Origin of the sequence: Desulfosporosinus meridiei DSM 13257, from assembly GCF_000231385.2 — a bacterium.
Lineage (GTDB): Bacteria > Bacillota > Desulfitobacteriia > Desulfitobacteriales > Desulfitobacteriaceae > Desulfosporosinus > Desulfosporosinus meridiei.
In genome coordinates this window covers 4,309,228-4,325,993 of the sequence record NC_018515.1, presented here as the reverse complement: position 1 = coordinate 4,325,993, position 16,766 = coordinate 4,309,228, and the positions used below count along the sequence as shown (strand labels likewise).

At 36.5% G+C, this 16,766-nt stretch carries 17 protein-coding genes; 16 read left to right on the top strand and 1 reads right to left on the bottom strand.

The annotated features are described in order from the left end of the window. Positions 1-11 precede the first annotated feature (11 nt). The 9 genes from DESMER_RS19995 (at position 12) to DESMER_RS22680 (ending at position 11,574) form a co-directional block, all read left to right on the top strand. Positions 12-1,442, top strand: a complete 1,431-nt coding sequence (locus DESMER_RS19995; protein WP_014904887.1) for an oligosaccharide flippase family protein — start codon at positions 12-14, stop codon at positions 1,440-1,442. Between the two features lie 321 nt (positions 1,443-1,763). Then, entirely contained in the window at positions 1,764-2,996 is a 1,233-nt protein-coding gene (gene wecC / locus DESMER_RS19990; RefSeq protein ID WP_014904886.1) for a UDP-N-acetyl-D-mannosamine dehydrogenase, read from the top strand. 1 nt (position 2,997) lies between these two features. Then, positions 2,998-4,923: a heparinase II/III family protein gene (locus DESMER_RS19985; RefSeq protein WP_042334040.1), complete on the top strand. Its 1,926-nt coding sequence runs from the start codon at positions 2,998-3,000 to the stop codon at positions 4,921-4,923. Between the two features lie 25 nt (positions 4,924-4,948). After that, positions 4,949-6,130 (top strand): glycosyltransferase family 4 protein, encoded by a 1,182-nt coding sequence (locus DESMER_RS19980; RefSeq protein ID WP_014904884.1) that lies wholly within the window; start codon positions 4,949-4,951, stop codon positions 6,128-6,130. A 55-nt stretch (positions 6,131-6,185) separates the two neighbouring features. Further along, positions 6,186-7,256 carry a hypothetical protein gene (locus tag DESMER_RS19975; protein ID WP_014904883.1) on the top strand — a complete coding sequence of 357 codons (1,071 nt, stop codon included), beginning with the start codon at positions 6,186-6,188 and terminating at the stop codon, positions 7,254-7,256. A 47-nt stretch (positions 7,257-7,303) separates the two neighbouring features. Continuing rightward, positions 7,304-8,398 (top strand): glycosyltransferase family 4 protein, encoded by a 1,095-nt coding sequence (locus tag DESMER_RS19970; protein ID WP_014904882.1) that lies wholly within the window; start codon positions 7,304-7,306, stop codon positions 8,396-8,398. A gap of 48 nt (positions 8,399-8,446) precedes the next feature. Further along, positions 8,447-9,340 (top strand): glycosyltransferase family 2 protein, encoded by an 894-nt coding sequence (locus tag DESMER_RS19965; RefSeq protein ID WP_148275308.1) that lies wholly within the window; start codon positions 8,447-8,449, stop codon positions 9,338-9,340. 31 nt (positions 9,341-9,371) lie between these two features. Next, complete coding sequence (locus tag DESMER_RS19960; RefSeq protein ID WP_014904880.1) at positions 9,372-10,487, top strand: EpsG family protein; 1,116 nt, start codon at positions 9,372-9,374, stop codon at positions 10,485-10,487. A 31-nt stretch (positions 10,488-10,518) separates the two neighbouring features. Next, complete coding sequence (locus tag DESMER_RS22680) at positions 10,519-11,574, top strand: glycosyltransferase family 2 protein (protein ID WP_014904879.1); 1,056 nt, start codon at positions 10,519-10,521, stop codon at positions 11,572-11,574. Here DESMER_RS22680 and DESMER_RS19950 read toward each other — a convergent pair. Next, on the bottom strand, positions 11,571-12,722 hold the full coding sequence (locus DESMER_RS19950; RefSeq protein ID WP_014904878.1) for a nucleotidyltransferase domain-containing protein: 1,152 nt from the start codon (positions 12,720-12,722) through the stop codon (positions 11,571-11,573). The genes DESMER_RS22680 and DESMER_RS19950 overlap by 4 nt on opposite strands. A gap of 284 nt (positions 12,723-13,006) precedes the next feature. Between DESMER_RS19950 and DESMER_RS19945 the strand changes: the two genes are divergently transcribed. The 7 genes from DESMER_RS19945 to DESMER_RS19920 all read left to right on the top strand — a co-directional run bounded on the left by DESMER_RS19945 (position 13,007) and on the right by DESMER_RS19920 (position 16,764). Beyond that, positions 13,007-13,672: a YveK family protein gene (locus tag DESMER_RS19945; RefSeq protein ID WP_014904877.1), complete on the top strand. Its 666-nt coding sequence runs from the start codon at positions 13,007-13,009 to the stop codon at positions 13,670-13,672. 16 nt (positions 13,673-13,688) lie between these two features. Continuing rightward, a complete protein-coding gene (locus tag DESMER_RS19940; RefSeq protein WP_014904876.1) occupies positions 13,689-14,417 on the top strand; it encodes a CpsD/CapB family tyrosine-protein kinase in 729 nt (242 codons plus the stop codon). A 71-nt stretch (positions 14,418-14,488) separates the two neighbouring features. Further along, positions 14,489-14,653, top strand: coding sequence for a hypothetical protein (locus tag DESMER_RS24080; protein ID WP_014904875.1), 165 nt, complete (start codon positions 14,489-14,491; stop codon positions 14,651-14,653). A gap of 98 nt (positions 14,654-14,751) precedes the next feature. Next, entirely contained in the window at positions 14,752-14,940 is a 189-nt protein-coding gene (locus DESMER_RS19935) for a hypothetical protein (RefSeq protein ID WP_014904874.1), read from the top strand. 146 nt (positions 14,941-15,086) lie between these two features. Further along, positions 15,087-15,908, top strand: a complete 822-nt coding sequence (locus DESMER_RS19930; protein ID WP_014904873.1) for a hypothetical protein — start codon at positions 15,087-15,089, stop codon at positions 15,906-15,908. Positions 15,909-16,020: 112 nt separating this feature from the next. Next, positions 16,021-16,284, top strand: a complete 264-nt coding sequence (locus DESMER_RS19925) for a PqqD family protein (protein ID WP_014904872.1) — start codon at positions 16,021-16,023, stop codon at positions 16,282-16,284. A 24-nt stretch (positions 16,285-16,308) separates the two neighbouring features. Further along, the gene (locus DESMER_RS19920; protein WP_014904871.1) at positions 16,309-16,764 is read left to right on the top strand and encodes a S24/S26 family peptidase; all 456 of its coding nucleotides are present in this window, start codon (positions 16,309-16,311) and stop codon (positions 16,762-16,764) included. Positions 16,765-16,766: the final 2 nt, after the last annotated feature.

Here is a 16,766-nt window from a genome sequence, read left to right as displayed (position 1 = left end):
ATTCAAACATAATGAAGGAAAAGTATAGTTATCTTATCAAGAACATAGGTCTCTTTTTTTTGGCCGGATTTTTGCCGCGTGTTTTATCCTTTTTTATGGTTCCCTTATATACAAGCTGTCTCTCTACGGCAGATTATGGCACTGTTGATTTATTGACGAATGTAGTTCAACTTGTATTGCCGATTTTGACATTACAAGTGCAAGATGCAGTTATGCGTTATGCCATGGATAATAGATACGATAAGTGTGATGTATTTGGCGTGGGTATAACAATATCTTTTATTGGTGGAGCAGTGTTAATTGTTGGATGCATTTGTCTAAAAATGCTGGACGTTTTTCCATTAAACTGGATCTATCTGTTGTTCATTATCATTAGTTATTTTTTAGGTGCCTTGAATAATATTTTTTCTTACTTTTGTCGTGGAATTAATGAGATCAAAATATTAACAGTCAGTAGTGTTGTAGCGATAGTAATTAATATTTGTTGCAATCTTCTATTCTTGTTAGTTTTAAATTTAGGAATTTTTGGTTATTTAATGGCAAATTCAATTGGTTCTGCAGCAAGTGTCTTACTGCTTTTCTTTGGGGCTAGGCTCTTCCTTTACGTGCGTATAGGTTTTGCTGACAGCGTCTTTAGAAAAGAAATGATATATTTTAGTATTCCAATGATATTTAGTGCGCTATCCTGGTGGATTAATGATTCATTAGATAAGTTCGTTTTGACCTTTTTTTGTGGAGTATCTGCTACAGGTGTCCTTGCTGTGGCTTATAAAATCCCAACAATTCTTTCTGTTTTGGGAAATGTAATAGCAAAAGCATTTTCCATCTCTGCAATTAAAGAATTCGATTCACAGGATTCAGATCATTTCCTAGGAAATAGTTATTCTGCAATCAGTTTTGGGATGGTTGCATGTTGTTCGATAATTATGGTTTTTAACATTCCCCTTGCCCAGCTTCTTTTTGCAAAAGATTTTTATGTGGCATGGAAATTTGTACCCCCACTCTTAATTGCGGCGTGTATGAGCCAACTTTCACTTGCTTGTGAACATATATTTGTAGCAATTAAGGAAACAAAAATTATTGCCCATACTGCAATGGTTGGGGCAATGATCAATTCAGCAGGCAATTTTCTGTTTATCCCGAAACTTGGCGGTTATGGTGCAGCCCTTGCAACAGCAGTGGGTTTTACTCTTGTTTGGGCAATACGGTATAATATCATGATTAAATATATACGAATAAAGAATAATTTGCCCAAAGAACTTGCGACATATTTGCTATTGATTGTCCAAATGATGCTTGCTTACTACGGTAATAGATTCTTAGGTATACAAATGATTATATTGGGATGCCTTTTTGTTTTATATCGTCGTGAATTGCAAGATTTAACTAGAAAACTATTTGTAAGACTATTTTCTCTGGGAAGACATATTTCTAATCCATAAATATGAGGGTCGTCAATTTAAACCGCTGGTATGGCGGTATTTTTTTTGTATTAAATAAGAAAGTGATAATAGATACTCAAATTTTGTAATTTTGATAATCAAGAAAACAGAATCTTGTTTTTATATGTATAAATATAGAAATAATTAGTTTTATAGATTAACAAGGATTATTTATATTAACGTAGAAGTAGTTCATTGCAAACTTACAAAATTTTACAGTTACATTAATCCTTAATTTGTGTAGAAAGTACAGACATAATTTCCGAATAGTTGCAGTCAGGTGGCTAGTTAGTGTGAATTCTTGAACGTGGGGAGAAGATTATGAATTTAACGTTATGTGTATCTGGTCTGGGATACATTGGATTGCCAACTGCCGCAATGTTTGCGGCGAATGGTCTTACGGTGATAGGTGTGGATGTAAAGCCTAAAGTTGTTGATACTATTAATCAAGGTAGAATCCACATAGTTGAACCAGATCTCGAAGACGTAGTCGCTTCGGCAGTTGAATCCGGTGGGCTGATTGGCAGATTAGATCCGGTAGAAGCTTATGCTTATATCATAGCAGTACCTACTCCTTTTAATGAATATAAGCAACCTGACCTAAGATACGTTGAGGCTGCCGCTCTAAGTATTTCAAAGGTTGTGAAGAAGGATAACCTTGTAATCTTGGAGTCAACTGTTCCTGTCGGCACAACTGAACGAGTAGCTGACATTATTTTTAACGCTCGGCCGGATTTAGGTAAAGAGGATTTGCTCTTTGCCTTTTGCCCGGAACGAGTGTTACCCGGCAAGATAATTCACGAGCTAGTTAACAACAACCGGATTATCGGAGGGCTTTCCCCCAAAGCAGCGGAGAGGGCAAAGGATTTATATAAGGTTTTTGTCAAAGGGGAGATTCATTTAACCGATGCCCGAACTGCTGAGATGACTAAGTTGACGGAAAATGCCTTTCGCGATGTAAATATTGCTTTTGCCAATGAGCTCTCACTCATCTGTGAAAAGTATAATATCAATGTCTGGAACTTGATAGATTTGGCCAACAAACATCCCAGAGTTAACATTCTTCAGCCGGGTTCAGGTGTAGGTGGGCATTGTATTGCCGTCGATCCGTGGTTTATCGTAGATTCAATGCCCAATAAGACAAGGCTAATTCGTACCGCTCGGGAGGTCAATGATTCGAAGCCGATGTGGGTTTATGATCGAATTAAAGAAGTAGCTCTGGGATTTGATAGACAATCGACAATCGCCTTTTTGGGATTGGCCTATAAAAGCGATATAGACGACCTTAGAGAATCGCCGGCCTTAGAGATTGTAAGGAAGTATGTATTATCAGAAGATGATAGAGATTTTTTGATAGTTGAACCACATATTAAGAATCTACCAGATGATATCAATTTAAGTCATGTTAAATTATGCACTTTAGAAGAAGCCTTACTTAAGGCCACAATCGTAGTCGTTCTGGTAAGTCATTCGGAATTCTATTCAATAAAGCTTGTGGATTATCCATATATTAGATTCTTAGACTATAATGGGATATTTAGAAAGAGAGAGTAATGTGAAGAATAGAATTCTCTTATATCTCCATACAGTAAGACATTATAAAGCTAGTCAAATATATTTTCGGATTAAACTATTAATCAAAAGAAATATTTATTATAGAATCTTTGACCCCTCAAAGAGGTGCCAGAATTTACTCCTTAACCATAGGTTTAACGAAGCAATAGTTGAAAAAAACATTAAGAAATGCTCAATTAAAGTTGATAAGGAAATTAAAGATAAAGATCTATATCAAAAAATTGTTACTACAGCAGAAGAGATAATTGAAAATAGGGTATTCAAGTTCTTAAATCATAAGGTCAGATTCTCAAATAAAATAAATTGGACAAATGCTTACCCCTCGACACTTTGGGGTTACAATCTAAACTATTTTGATTTTTTACTTCCTATATCTATTTATATCAATGTAGAAAAAGATATGGTGAAGTGGGAAAAATTAAAATCTATTTTAGGTGACTGGATAGAGGCCTACGATTATAAACATAAGGTAATTGCTTCACCGTATGTGGTAAGCCTAAGGCTAGTGAATTTCCTTTTTATGATTTTGCTGACGAATAATTGTATGAAAGCCCCTTTCAACTCGGCATCAAGTTTAATGACCTATCTATATAGGGATTTCTTCTATTTATCTGAAAATCTGGAGTTGGACATTAAAGGTAATCATCTTCTCAAAAATTTAAAAGCTCTAATCGTGCTGGGGTTTTTCTTCAAAACTAAAAAGTCTATTCAAATAGCTCAAGAATCTGTATCAAAACTCTTAGAAGAATTAGAGGAGCAGATTTTAGAAGATGGCGGTCACTTTGAACGATCGCCAATGTACCAAGCTATTGTCACCCAGGATATGATTGAGATTATTTATTTTATGAGGCTCTTAGATATACCGGTACCTAAAGAATTAATAGAGAAGTTAGGATTAATGCTGGATTTTCTAGAGGTAATGACCCACCCGGATGGAGATATTAGCTTATTCAATGATTCAGCTTTTAATATAGCTGCCGAATCATCAGATATCCTTTTTGTAGGCGCTCGATTGCTGAATAAAACCCCGTCAATTTATGCCCGGCCAGGCAGGATCAGTTACTTGTTGTCAAATCCGACGAAGAACATGAATTACTTGAGCGAACTGAGACACGGAGGATTGGCGGCAAGACCGGATACCGGATATTTTTGCTTGAATAATAACTTCGGCAAAATGATTCTAGACTGTGGTGATTTAGCTCCGGATTATTTACCGGCCCACGCCCATAATGATATGTTGAGTTTTGAGCTTTCTCTTAAGGATAAACGTTACCTCGTTGATACCGGCGTATATGAGTACCAGCCGGGCATTTTCAGAGATAATTGTCGCTCTACCTTTAGTCATAATACTGTTGCAATCAATGGTAAGGAACAATCTGAACTATGGGCAAGTTTTCGAATGGCAAGGCGTGGGAAAATTAAAAGCTGCGGTTGGAAGGAAGGAAATGAATACTGCATTGTGAGTGCTGAAAGAAGTCAGTATGACTCCAAAGACTCTTTACATAGGAGGACTGTAATAGGGCACCAGGATGGGTTTTGGGTTATTTTGGATAGGGTTCAGGGAGAGGAAGAAGGAGAAGGAGATGGATTGCATCTCAGCCATTTACATTTCCATCCTGATTTAGATCCTGTCCTAACTCCAACGGGTATTATTGCAGATCAATTAGTAATTCAGCCTTTTGCTATTGATGCCGGATTTAAGCTGGATATATTAAAGAGTCTGTATTTCCCGGAATTCGGACTAAAACAAGAACGTTCGACTTTACGTATGGGTACGAGTGCTTTGTATTTTGGCTATGTACTCATAGCTTATCAAGTGGAATGTTTCAAAATAGCACAAGAGCAGGGGTCAATTCACTTGTCTTTAGATAAAAAGAACTATTACCTTGATATGGATATATCTTGATAATGGTCTGAAAGGAATATGTCCGATGAAATCTGTGACATTGTTGACCCAAATGTTCCCGCCAGAGACAGGCGCTGCCTCTTACAGAGCTTTTCGCCTGGTTGATTGCCTTAGAAAGAACAAAATAGACACTACAGTGATCACCTGGTTTCCTCACTATCCCAGCAGAACTTTGCCAGAGAGATACAAGGGAAAGTTCTTTGTGGAAGAGTCCGAAATTTCTGCAAAGATAATGCGGTTCAAACCCATTATCGGAAAAAAGATGTTCAAAAGAATGATATCTGAACTATGGTTAGGGTTTTTTAGCTTTCTTACGGGTTTATTCTCAAAGAAGACAGACTATGTTTATGCTAGTACACCCTCAGTGATGTTAGGGTATGCCGGTTGGTTTTTGGCGAAGTTAAAGGGCAGCTATTTCATATTGGAAATTCGCGACTTAATTTGGAATTACGCGTTTGTTAATAAGGTTGGGGAGCTAAACATAGTTGGAAAAATAGTTCAGAAGTCCATGTTAAAACTAGCGTCAACTAGTAAAATTGTCGTTGTTTCTAACGAAATACAAAAGTCCTTTCTATTAGAGAACGGTATTGCCGAAGACTCTGTTTTTATCTTATACAATGGATTTATGGAAAGTGAACTTAAGCCTTATACTCCTAAGTCAGCTAATGAGTACGCCTTTATAGTGTTATATACAGGTTTAGTAGGGATTCCTCAAGGGCTGGATGTTTTGATAGAAACTGCTAAGCTGACCAAAGATTACAATATTATCTATAAGATCGTTGGTGATGGTCTTGAAAAAGAGTATTTAACTCAGTTGGTTAAACGTCTTCAGCTAACCAACGTGGAATTTTATCCTTCCGTCCCCAAGAGTAAGCTGAGCGGATTTTATCTGGAGGCCGATTGTTTGTTTGCCCACCTGCGGGGGAATAACATGTATGATTCAGCTCTGCCGTCCAAGATAATGGATTACATGGTTGCCGGCAGACCCATAGTTTATGCAGGCCGAGGGGAAGGTAAGATGATAATCGAGAAGGCTGATTGCGGATTTGTTGTGGAACCGGATTCTCCGGAAGCAATTGCCAAGGTTTTAATTAATTTTCTTAAAGAGCCAAATTATGAAATGGGCTTAAAAGGATATACCTTTGCCGTTGAAAACTTTAATAGTGATCGCTTATTCATGAAACTGTTACAAATGGTTAAGTCTTAAAAAACTGGGCTAGGTCTTAGTACGGGTCTTGGTCTATTAGTCGAAGGAGGAAAGCATGAGAGTCAGGATAGTTAATAATTTTAAGCCCTTATATATTGGAGATAAACAATGCTTATCCTTTAGAATGGGCAAACTGTACTACCACCCTTCGATTACTGATAAGCCTATCTATTTGGGAGCCCTTCCAATGACCAAAATGCAGAAAATCCTATCTAAGCAAAGGTTAACTGAAAGAATAATGCGCCTAGAGCCCAGAACGACATTAGAAATAAGCGAAGGAAAATATTTAGTATCTTTTGCCGGAGCAATATATTTCGTAGATATTCAAAAGAGAAAAATACTTTGTGAACATAGATTTCGTCAAGGGATGAGTAATCCTTTGAATTTTTGCAAAATAGAAGGAATTACGGGTTTCCATGATTGTATTGCCTATGGAGAATACTGGGGAAATGCAGGTAGGGAAGAGGTTTCAGTATATACGAGAAGAGGCATGACCTGGGAGAAAAAATTCACCTTTCCGAAAAGAAAAATTAGGCATATACACGGCATCATTGCTGATAAGTACAGGGATTGTGTACTTATACTAACTGGAGACAAGGATAGCGAATCTGGAATATGGAGGGCAAGAAATGATTTCCGTGAGGTTGAACCAATTCTTTATGGAAGTCAACTTTATCGGGTTTGTGTAGCTTTTCCAATTGAGGAAGGGATATTATATGCAATGGATTCAGCTCACAAAAATAATTCAATTGTATTAGCCTCATTAGATTCAAGTGCTTGGAAAACAGAGATACTCTATGACATGCCCGGTGCTTGTATGTATGGTACTAAAAATGCTGACAAGTTTATCTTTTCTACATCTGTCGAACCAAGCGGAGCATATGGAAGAATACGCAATTTGTTCTCTTATGAGTTAGCGAAAGGCGTAAAGGACCGTAAATCTCATATTATAGTAGGGAACTTAAGCGAAGGATTCCAGGACATAATTGCTCTCAAAAAGGATTTTCTGCCAATGGGGTTATGTCAGTTCGGAAACATACAGTTCCCGGATGGACAAAAACGTGATCGTATTGTTATGTATCCTGTTAGTGTAAATAAATACGATGGTCAGACATGTCTTTTATGAATTGATGACGCGGATTACAATTTTCGAAGTCCTATTCGGAGGGAAGTATGAAGAGAGCCATAGTTTTTGCTGAGATTCCTGCACCATATAGAGTGAGAGTATTTGAGGAACTTGCCAAGGAATATGAATTGTCTGTCTATTTTAATCAACATATTAATCAAGAAAGACATGTGGATTATATGGTGAAAGATTCCAGTCTGAATTATTGTGTGCTTGATACTCCAGAGGCCTTAGCGAGATTTAACCGGAGCCTTAAGAACTTAAAGCAATACGATTTTGTCTTAGATTATCATTTTGCTGTGCCTAATGGGGTGCGGTTAATGCTAGCCAGTATTTATCATAAAGTCCCGTGTTTTATAAATAACGATGGTGCATTTATTCAAAAGAACTTTTTCAAAAATACTATTAAAAAGTTTTTAATAAAACGAGCCGCCTTATGTTTTGGATCCGGCGAATCTTCCAGGAGATATTTTAGAACATTTGGTGCCAGAGAGGAAAATATTCGCTATCATCAATTTACCTCTTTGACGGAGGCAGACATATTGAGAAAGCCTCTATCAATAGAAGCAAAACAAATTTTGAAACGACAGTTAAAGCTAGAGGATAAAAAAACTGTTATAACCGTAGGTCAATTTGTTTATAGAAAAGGATTTGATGTCTTACTCGAGGCTTGGAAAAACGTTAAAGGTGACTATCAGCTCCTTATGATAGGAGGGGGGAGTATGGAAAGTAGTTATCTTGAGTTTATTAGAACTAATGGATTAGAAAATGTGAAACTAATAGAATACCTGCCTAAAGAAGAGCTTTTTAAGTATTATCAAGCAGCAGATTTATTTGTCTTACCAACGAGAAAGGATACTTGGGGGCTTGTGATTAATGAAGCTATGGCTTGTGGGTTGCCCATTGTATCGACAGATCAGTGTATAGGCGGTGTAGAACTAATTAAAAATGGTATTAATGGATTTATTGTTCCCGTTGATAATGCAACTGCCTTGACTGAAAAGATTAGTGAAATTATGCAAACTGACAGCCTTGCAAGCATGATGTCGGTAAATAATCTCAATAAAATTCAAAGATATACCATGAAGAATATTGCCAAAACACATATTGAACATATAAATGAATATTTCTCTCAAGTTTGAGGGTCTGGAAAAGAACAAGTTTTGATTCAAAGGATAAAGGTGAGAAAAGTGTATACCAACGACTTATTATCCATTGTAATTATTACATGTAATCGAGAAAAGGAATTAAAAAGAGCCATTGATTCCTGCATTACCTTCGCAGATATGAACTGCGAGATTATTATAGTGGATAACAATTCTAGTGATAATACCAAGGAAATGCTGAATAAAATTATCACGCCGCCCCATATTAAGATTCGGCCTTTTTTTATGAATAGCAATCTTGGTGTAGCCGGAGCCCGAAATTATGGTTTTAATATGGCCCGTAGCAGGGTTGTCTTCTTTTTGGATGACGATGCTTACTTTGATGATAATAGCAAAGAGTTAAGCTATGCCTATGATTATATGCTTAAGAATAATGGTGTTTTTGCAATTGCCACGGAAATATATGATTTGAAGGAAAAATGTCTGCTTAGAGATATAGGGAGTAGGGAAAATCCAAATAACGTTTTTTCGTTTATTGGAGCTAGTCATTTCATCAGGAAGGATTATGTCACAACGAAACACTTATATCCGGAAAAGCTATTTTATGGTTGTGAGGAACTTTTTGCCTGTATTTGTGCGTATAACCAAGGATATTACGTAGAATACAATCCCCATATCAAGGTAATACATAATCCGAGCCTTCTTACCCGTGCTAACGAATTTGAAATTAATCTTAATATCTTAATTAATAAGTTTGTTGTTAAAAAACTTACTCTACCAAGAGCCTTATTAGCTATTTCGATGGTTATGTTTTATTTGCGTATAGTTAAATTATGCAAATTCTGCTTGAGAGATTATGGTGAAGGTTACAACCTATATAAAAAACGTTTTAAGGAGAATAGATATGCTACTAATAGAATGGGTTTTAATCGGACTCTTCAATTAATAAAGTCATTTGGAATTTATCGATTGTTATAAGTAAACTTAAATACTTGTTAGGGGACGAAACATGGAATTGTCAGTACTCGAAAGCGTATTGCTGTATATTACTATAGTAATTCTCTCTACAGTATTAATGGGTCTGGCTGAAAAAGGAGGGAGTTCTCAAAAAATATATTTAATTCTGGCATTTTTAGTTATTACATTACCATCTGCTTTAAGGTACGATGTGGGCATAGATTACCTTGGGTATATTGATATGTATAACGTAATAGTAAGATCTGGCAGCCTTGCGGACATACCCCAATATTCTATAGAGTATTCTTTTAGAGTATTATCTCTTATTTCATATATTTTGATCGGTTCACCTCAACTGTTATTCGCAGTCTATGCAGCATTAACAAATTTCTTTATATTGTTAGGGATTTACTTTTATCGCAAAGAAACTAAGATGAGCACAATGATGTTTATGTATAGTTGTTTGTTTTTTTTCTTAACGATGAATATTACTAGGCAGATGTTAGCTGTTTCAATCATCTTCTTTGCAAGTAAATATATTATTAATAAGTCTTTTCTAAAATACTTGCTATTTGTATTGTTGGCTGTCTTTTTTCATAAATCTGCAATAATTGCCCTTGTTCTTTATTCCCTCGCCTTAGATCATGTAAATATCAAAAAAATTATTCGAGTTATAAAATATATCCTTCCCGTAATTATTTTATTCTTTATGAACTATTTAATTACCTTATTTGATTTACTTATTAATTTATGGGATCCCTATAAAAAGTATTCTCTTACCTACCAAATAACCTCAGATATGACAATAGGTTCTGGCTTTATGGCAATGCTCATAATTTGCCTATTATTTTATAACAATTACAAGCAAGGCTTGTTAAGGAGTTCAGAAAAGTTTCAGTATTTTACAGTCCAAATTACAATTTTGGCTACTATATTCTTTCTTACGGAATACCGTCTTGCTAATTTTGGAGGGAGAGTTTCGTTATATTTCCAGATATTCATAATAATTGCCTTATCAATGTTGGCCAGGTCGGGAAGTCGGCCAGAAGAAGGATTAAGGTATGACTATCAGGTGGTTCCTTATGTATATGCTATTTTGCTGTTTGCCCTTGATCTGGTTCGAGATGCTCAAGGCTGTTTGCCTTATTCTTTATGGATAGGACATTAATAATGTATATAAAGACACAGGGAGAAATAAAATGGGTAACAAGCTACTAGAATTCAGCAATTGCAAGATAAGCATAATAATACCTATTTATAAGGTGGAACAATTCCTAAGAAAATGTATCGACTCTGTGATTAAGCAAACATATTCTAATTTAGAAATTATACTGGTTGACGATGGCTCTCCAGATAACTGTCCCTCAATTTGCGATGAATATGCCTGCAGTGATAATAGGATAAGAGTGATCCATAAAAAGAATGGAGGGTTATCTGAAGCTCGTAATTGCGGACTTGATATAGCGACTGGTGATTATATTGGTTTTGTGGATAGTGATGACTGGGTAGAAAGTGATATGTTCGAGGTATTACATAGAAACGCTATTATGCTTAAGGCCGATATTACTATATGCGGCTATTATATAGTAAAAGAAAATAAGATAAAGATACCTTACGTTCTTCAAACAGACATGGTTTATTCACAGGAAGAGGCTTTAAAGGAATTAATTCATGACACAAAAGTAAAGAACTACACTTGGAATAAATTATACAGAAAAGAGTTATTTGCCCAAATAAGATATCCCGTTGGGGCTAAATTTGAAGATATGGCAACTACCTATAAATTGTTTGCTAAGTCTGAGAAGATTGTTCTAATTAATGAATATAAATATTATTATTTGTTTCGAAAAGAGGGCATTTCTAACCAAAAGACTCTGGATAACAGTTACGATTTATTTAAAGCTTATCAGAACCGTTATAATGATTTGAAAGAAGTGATACCGCAATACAAAAATCAGATGTACAAACAGTTGATTTCCTCTGCGTTAGCTTTTTACAACAAGTGTTTGATAGTAAAAATATCAGGTGAAGATGAACCCAGAATAGAAGAGATAGTTACTTTTATCAACGAACATAGCATGAATAAAGCTGTGAATATCTTAGGGAATTTTGAGAGGTTTAGTCTAAAGCTAATTGGGCAACAAAGAAAGATATATAATTCTATGTATCTAGTTTACGTAATTCTTCGCAATATACTTTTGCGCAGTACCAGTATCTCAAGAAGGGAACAAGCCCGTAGGATATCCGGCATTTAGAATTTATTAATTCTGACATGTAATCCAATAATACGTAATAGGTGGGTTCTTGTACTAAATGCTTTGAAAGATCTCTTTGAGTAGGAGATACTAATAAACATGCTTTTTCGTTTCTTAATTAGTTGTCTGCAAACTTCTATTAAAAAGGCAAGAGGGAAAAGAAGACGATTATTTCTATAAAAAGGATAACGACCTGAAAGCTCTAACCAACCTTCAGCTTCTGCAACACTATTGGTGGCGAATATATCATTTATTAGTAGTTTACATTGGTTTTTTTGAATAATAGCAATAGGGACTTCCAAAGCTAAATAAGAATTACAGGTTAGGAGAAGGTAATTGAAGAACGAAAAAAGGTCCATGGATTTTAGAGTGCTATTGATATACTCAAAGTCGAATTTATCTCGGTAGGTTTTTAAAAACAGTGCAAAATCGCAGAGGTGCCGAAGCTTGATACCAGAGTAGATTAGATGGGTTGCCATATGTATGACCGAATTTATCAGTTCATCGTCTAGAGCTAAAGCAGTAAATTGAATTCCCCCAACTTCGGTAAGACGTTTATTCTTCCATAGCTGATTTGTCCATTGTTGATTATCCCTTTTTTTCATATATCGAGGATTCCAGAGAGTTTTGTGGAGTTCTACAGGCAGGGATCCGGGCTTGTACATTTCGATATGCATATGGCCAGGGTCGTTAACGTTGAAATTATCGGGTACATCATAACCCAACCTCTTCAATAGTTCAATCGACTTTGGAATATCCTCAACGCTAATTAGCAGATCTAGATCAGACATAGTTCTAAGTTCAGGCTGGGAATATAGCTGCTTAAAGACAAGCCCCTTAAGAGATATTGTGGATACATTATTTTCTTTAAAAAGGTTGAGAATAGGATCTAGTTGAGAAGTAATGCGCAATTGCTGAACGGCTATAAGGATTGTGCTTTTCTTCCAATCCCTCTTAATCTGTTCATCCAAATTTAGTTCTGCTGAATATGCTTCTATGATAGGGTGTAATAAGGAAGACACATTTTGTCGAAGGGCTATTTCAAAGAGTTCGTTTTCATTGACTTTGGAAAACAATCCGGAGTTTGGTTCTCCACCATGAATCATTAATGTTAGTAAATGTAAGAGTTGTTCCTGAGATGCATTCATTAGGGACCTCCATGTCTACTCTTATTGTGGAGATTTCTTTAAATGAAGTACTAAACTTAATTATATTATAATATTGTCGTCTTTAGCACTAGGCTGGGTCAAGGTTTTGAGACATAGGAATCCAAAGATTTAGTCAAAGAATAGCAAAATATCCCAAGATTTCTTAAAGGATATGAGCCCTTGATATGGAATATTTAACTTAATAACTTACAAAATTTACCAGTTAGTATGTTTGCATTTTGTAAGACAACTTATAGTATTCATATCACGAAGGGATGTATGAAATGGAGATTAGTAGGCTTTTAGATTCGTTCGCCCGTAAGTGGCGGCTGATTGTTCTTTTAGTAGTACTAGGTGGTGGAATAAGCTCATTATATGTGTATTATACAGAGCCGTTGTACCAGGCAGAAACAAGATTATACATAATGAATCTCGATAAAGTGTCGGCAGAGAATAGGTTTTTGGATTTTTCGGATTTAGAACTTAGTCAGAGATTGGTTCAGGAGTATTACGAAGTTGTTTATAGTAGATCGGTTATTTCACTAGTTGCCAAGGAGGTTAAGGAACATAACCTGTCGGAACGCGAAATTTTGTCAATGATTAGTATAGAGCTTAAGAAAGATTCTAATATCTTCACTATTAGCGCCAGAGGGTATGAACCAACTATTGCTGCGGATGTTGCAAATGCAACGGGACGTGTATTTGCAACTCAGATTCGTCAACTTTCGAATAGTGATAGTGTTGGAATATTAGATGAAGCTTTGGTACCAGACTATCCTGTCAATAAGGGTGTGCAGAAGATTATTCAAGGGTTGCTGCTGGGATTATTAGCCGCATTGGGGATAATCTATATTATTGAATACTTTGATACGACAGTACGCTCGGCAGAAGACATTGAGAAGGGTTTGCTAGTAAGGGTAATCGGAATTATTCCTGAAAATAATATCTGATTGAGGAGATAATTTAATGGGAACGAAAACATTTTATGTATACGATCATGAAAATCAAGCTGTTCATGACGCCTACGCGATGTTAACTGCTAACATTCTTATTAGTAACGACCAGAAACCTTTAAAGACAATTTGTATTTCAAGCTGCAGTCCAGAAGAGGGGAAAACTTCGCTTGCCATTGGTGTTGCTATTTCGATGGCCCAATCAGGCTGGCGGGTACTGCTTGTAGATGCGGATATGCGTAAGCCGGCTGCTGCAAAGAGGATGAATCAGGGGTTAAATGTTGGACTCTCTAATTATCTCATGGGTGATGTTGAACTGACTGATGCCCTCAGTGAGACTAACATTAGGAATTTTACTTACTTTTCTTGCGGTAATGCACATCCGAATCCTATTGAATTGTTATGCTCAACTAATTTCAAGATTTTAATGGCTAACGTGAGAAATGCCTACGATATCGTAATCTTTGATACTCCAGCCCTGATGAGCGTTGGTGATGGAGCTGTTGTGGCTTCAAACGTTGACGCAGCTTTGTTGGTTGTGAGAATGGGTTCAACTACTCTAAAATGTTTAAAGCGTGTCAAAGTACAGCTTGAAGACTCGAATGTTCAAATTTTAGGAGTTGTATTAAATAGAGTTAAGAAACGTGATTATAAAAAGTATTTTGGGTCTTACAATTACTTCTTCAATGCTAAGCGCTTTTATAACAACATCGCACCACCACAGAATGCAGCCAAGTTATGAGGAAGAGTTAGCATACTTAAACTGAGTATCAGCATATAATTTGCTAACAATTGATAAAGAAGGGTTTAAAAATGAAAGAATATATTAAACCGACAACTAATTATGTTGAACTTAGAGTAGAAGAAAGCTTGGCAAGTATGGCTTCCAATTCGGTTTTATGGGAAAGAGGTTCTTTATCGGAACCACTAAATAATGAGAACTCTGTACTTTTTTGGATGAAAGTTTTTCGTAAATAGATATTTTCTTTAAAAGACAGAGGAAACAGGGTGAATCTTAAATGTAATGGAAACTCAAATGATTAACTTTAGAATAAGAAAAGAAACGAGGAGCGAAAATGAAGACTTATACTAAACCCAGGGTATATTATGTTGAACTTAGAGCAGAAGAAAGTTTGGCTTGTACAGCCTCAACACCAATCCCACCGAGTTTTCCCGGTCACCCAGGTCACGGACATCCCGGGCACCCCAGTCACCCCAGTCATCCTGGTCACCCCGGTCATCCGGGCCGTCCGGGGAAAAGATAACTCTATTCTCAGCCTGGCACATATGTCAGGTCATATTTTTATGGAGAGGGGGGATAAGCATCAGGGTAAATTCATATAATATCGCCGGTGTTTCAGTAAGGATATTATCCTACCAAAGTGAAATTTTTAATTCGCTGGAACCTTTTTTGGCAGAAGGCTCCAAAGAAATAAATCTGGAAATAGTGACAAAAGACAGTGAAAAAATAATAAAGCCCGAAGGATTACTTTTAATTGATAATGAAGCCAAATGGGTTTGCCTTTCTGAAGGTTATTATAATACTTCAATCTATGTTTGTGATGAAAATACTGGCGAGATTTTAGGCAGGGCAGATGCGAATCAAGATTGGAGTCGGGCGGAAATAACTTTTTTGAAACATAATCAAACCGCTAAAGTTGGAGTTTTTAATTTTTTTAGTGAAATAATTTTAAGAAATCGTATTATTTTCTACCAAGGCATAGTAATTCATGCTGCGGCGATATCTTGGGAGGGGTTAGGGATTATTTTTACTGCTCCATCTGAAACGGGAAAGTCTACACAGGCGGAGCTTTGGACTAAGTACAAGGGTGCTCGGATTCTAAATGATGACAGACCGGCTTTAAGATTAGACAATGATAAGACCTATGTTCACGGGACACCCTGGAGCGGAAAAAAGGAACTATTTCTGAACGAGAGTGCTCCTTTGACAGCTATAATTCTCTTAGAACAGGCGTCGCAAAATTCAATTAGTAGAATGCCTGTAACTAAGGTAGTTCCGTATATTATGCCAAGATGTTTTTTGCCTTATTATAATCAGGCAATCATGGAGAAGTGTCTTAATAACTTAGGACAGATGCTTGCGAAGACTCCTGTCTATCTGCTCAAGTGCAGACCGGATTTCCAGGCAGTAGAGTTAGTACACGAATGTTTGACTCATAATGCATTTCAGGATACTTCAATAGAGATTCCTCCTCTAACTCGTGTACGCTAACAGTCGAATATTCAACGATATTTATATTGTAGTATGTAGAAAGAGAAGCAATGTCGAGGTAATTTATAGTTTTGGTGACTTAGATTTTTTAAAGTACTGGGAGGAAAGAATCTTGAAGGTTAGAGATGGATTTATGCTGCATGAAGTTGCAGGACAGTGGGTGATAGTACCTTTGGGAGAACGAGTTGTGAAGTTTAATGGGATCATGATGCTTAGTGAGAGCGGATCATTATTATGGAAATTATTAGAGAAAGATGCTTCGGCAGAAGAGTTGGTTCAAGCCCTACTCACGGAATACTGCATTGACGCAGAGACTGCCCAAAGGGATGTGCAAGAATTTATTGAAGATATAAGGGAAAAAGAGTTAATTGAATAATAAGAAGCTGGAGTTGGTCTACAAATGTTTCCGATAAAGACGATCAAAGCTGCTGGCATGCTTCCTTTAATTTCAGGAATACTTGAACTGGGTCAGAACGCCAGAATCACTGTATCCGGCAATAGTATGTATCCTTTCTTGCGGGAAGGGATTGATAGTGTGGAATTAACGAAAGGAAGCTTTGAGAAATTGTCTAAGGGAGACATTGCTATCGTTCATAGAACTGATGGTCACTATGTTATGCACAGAATAATTCGGAAAGACAAGAATTGTTTCTTCATGGTTGGTGATGCTCAACAATGGATTGAGGGACCACTATATCCTTACCAAGTGGTAGCGATGGTAACTGCAATATGGAGAAAAGATAATCGAATTGCCTGCCAAGACTTTAGGTGGATTGTGCTTTCTAGGGTTTGGCTTTATCTACGGCCCTTCAGGGGCTTTATTTTAAGATTCCAGCGGAAATTAATTCAAGGTTAGGG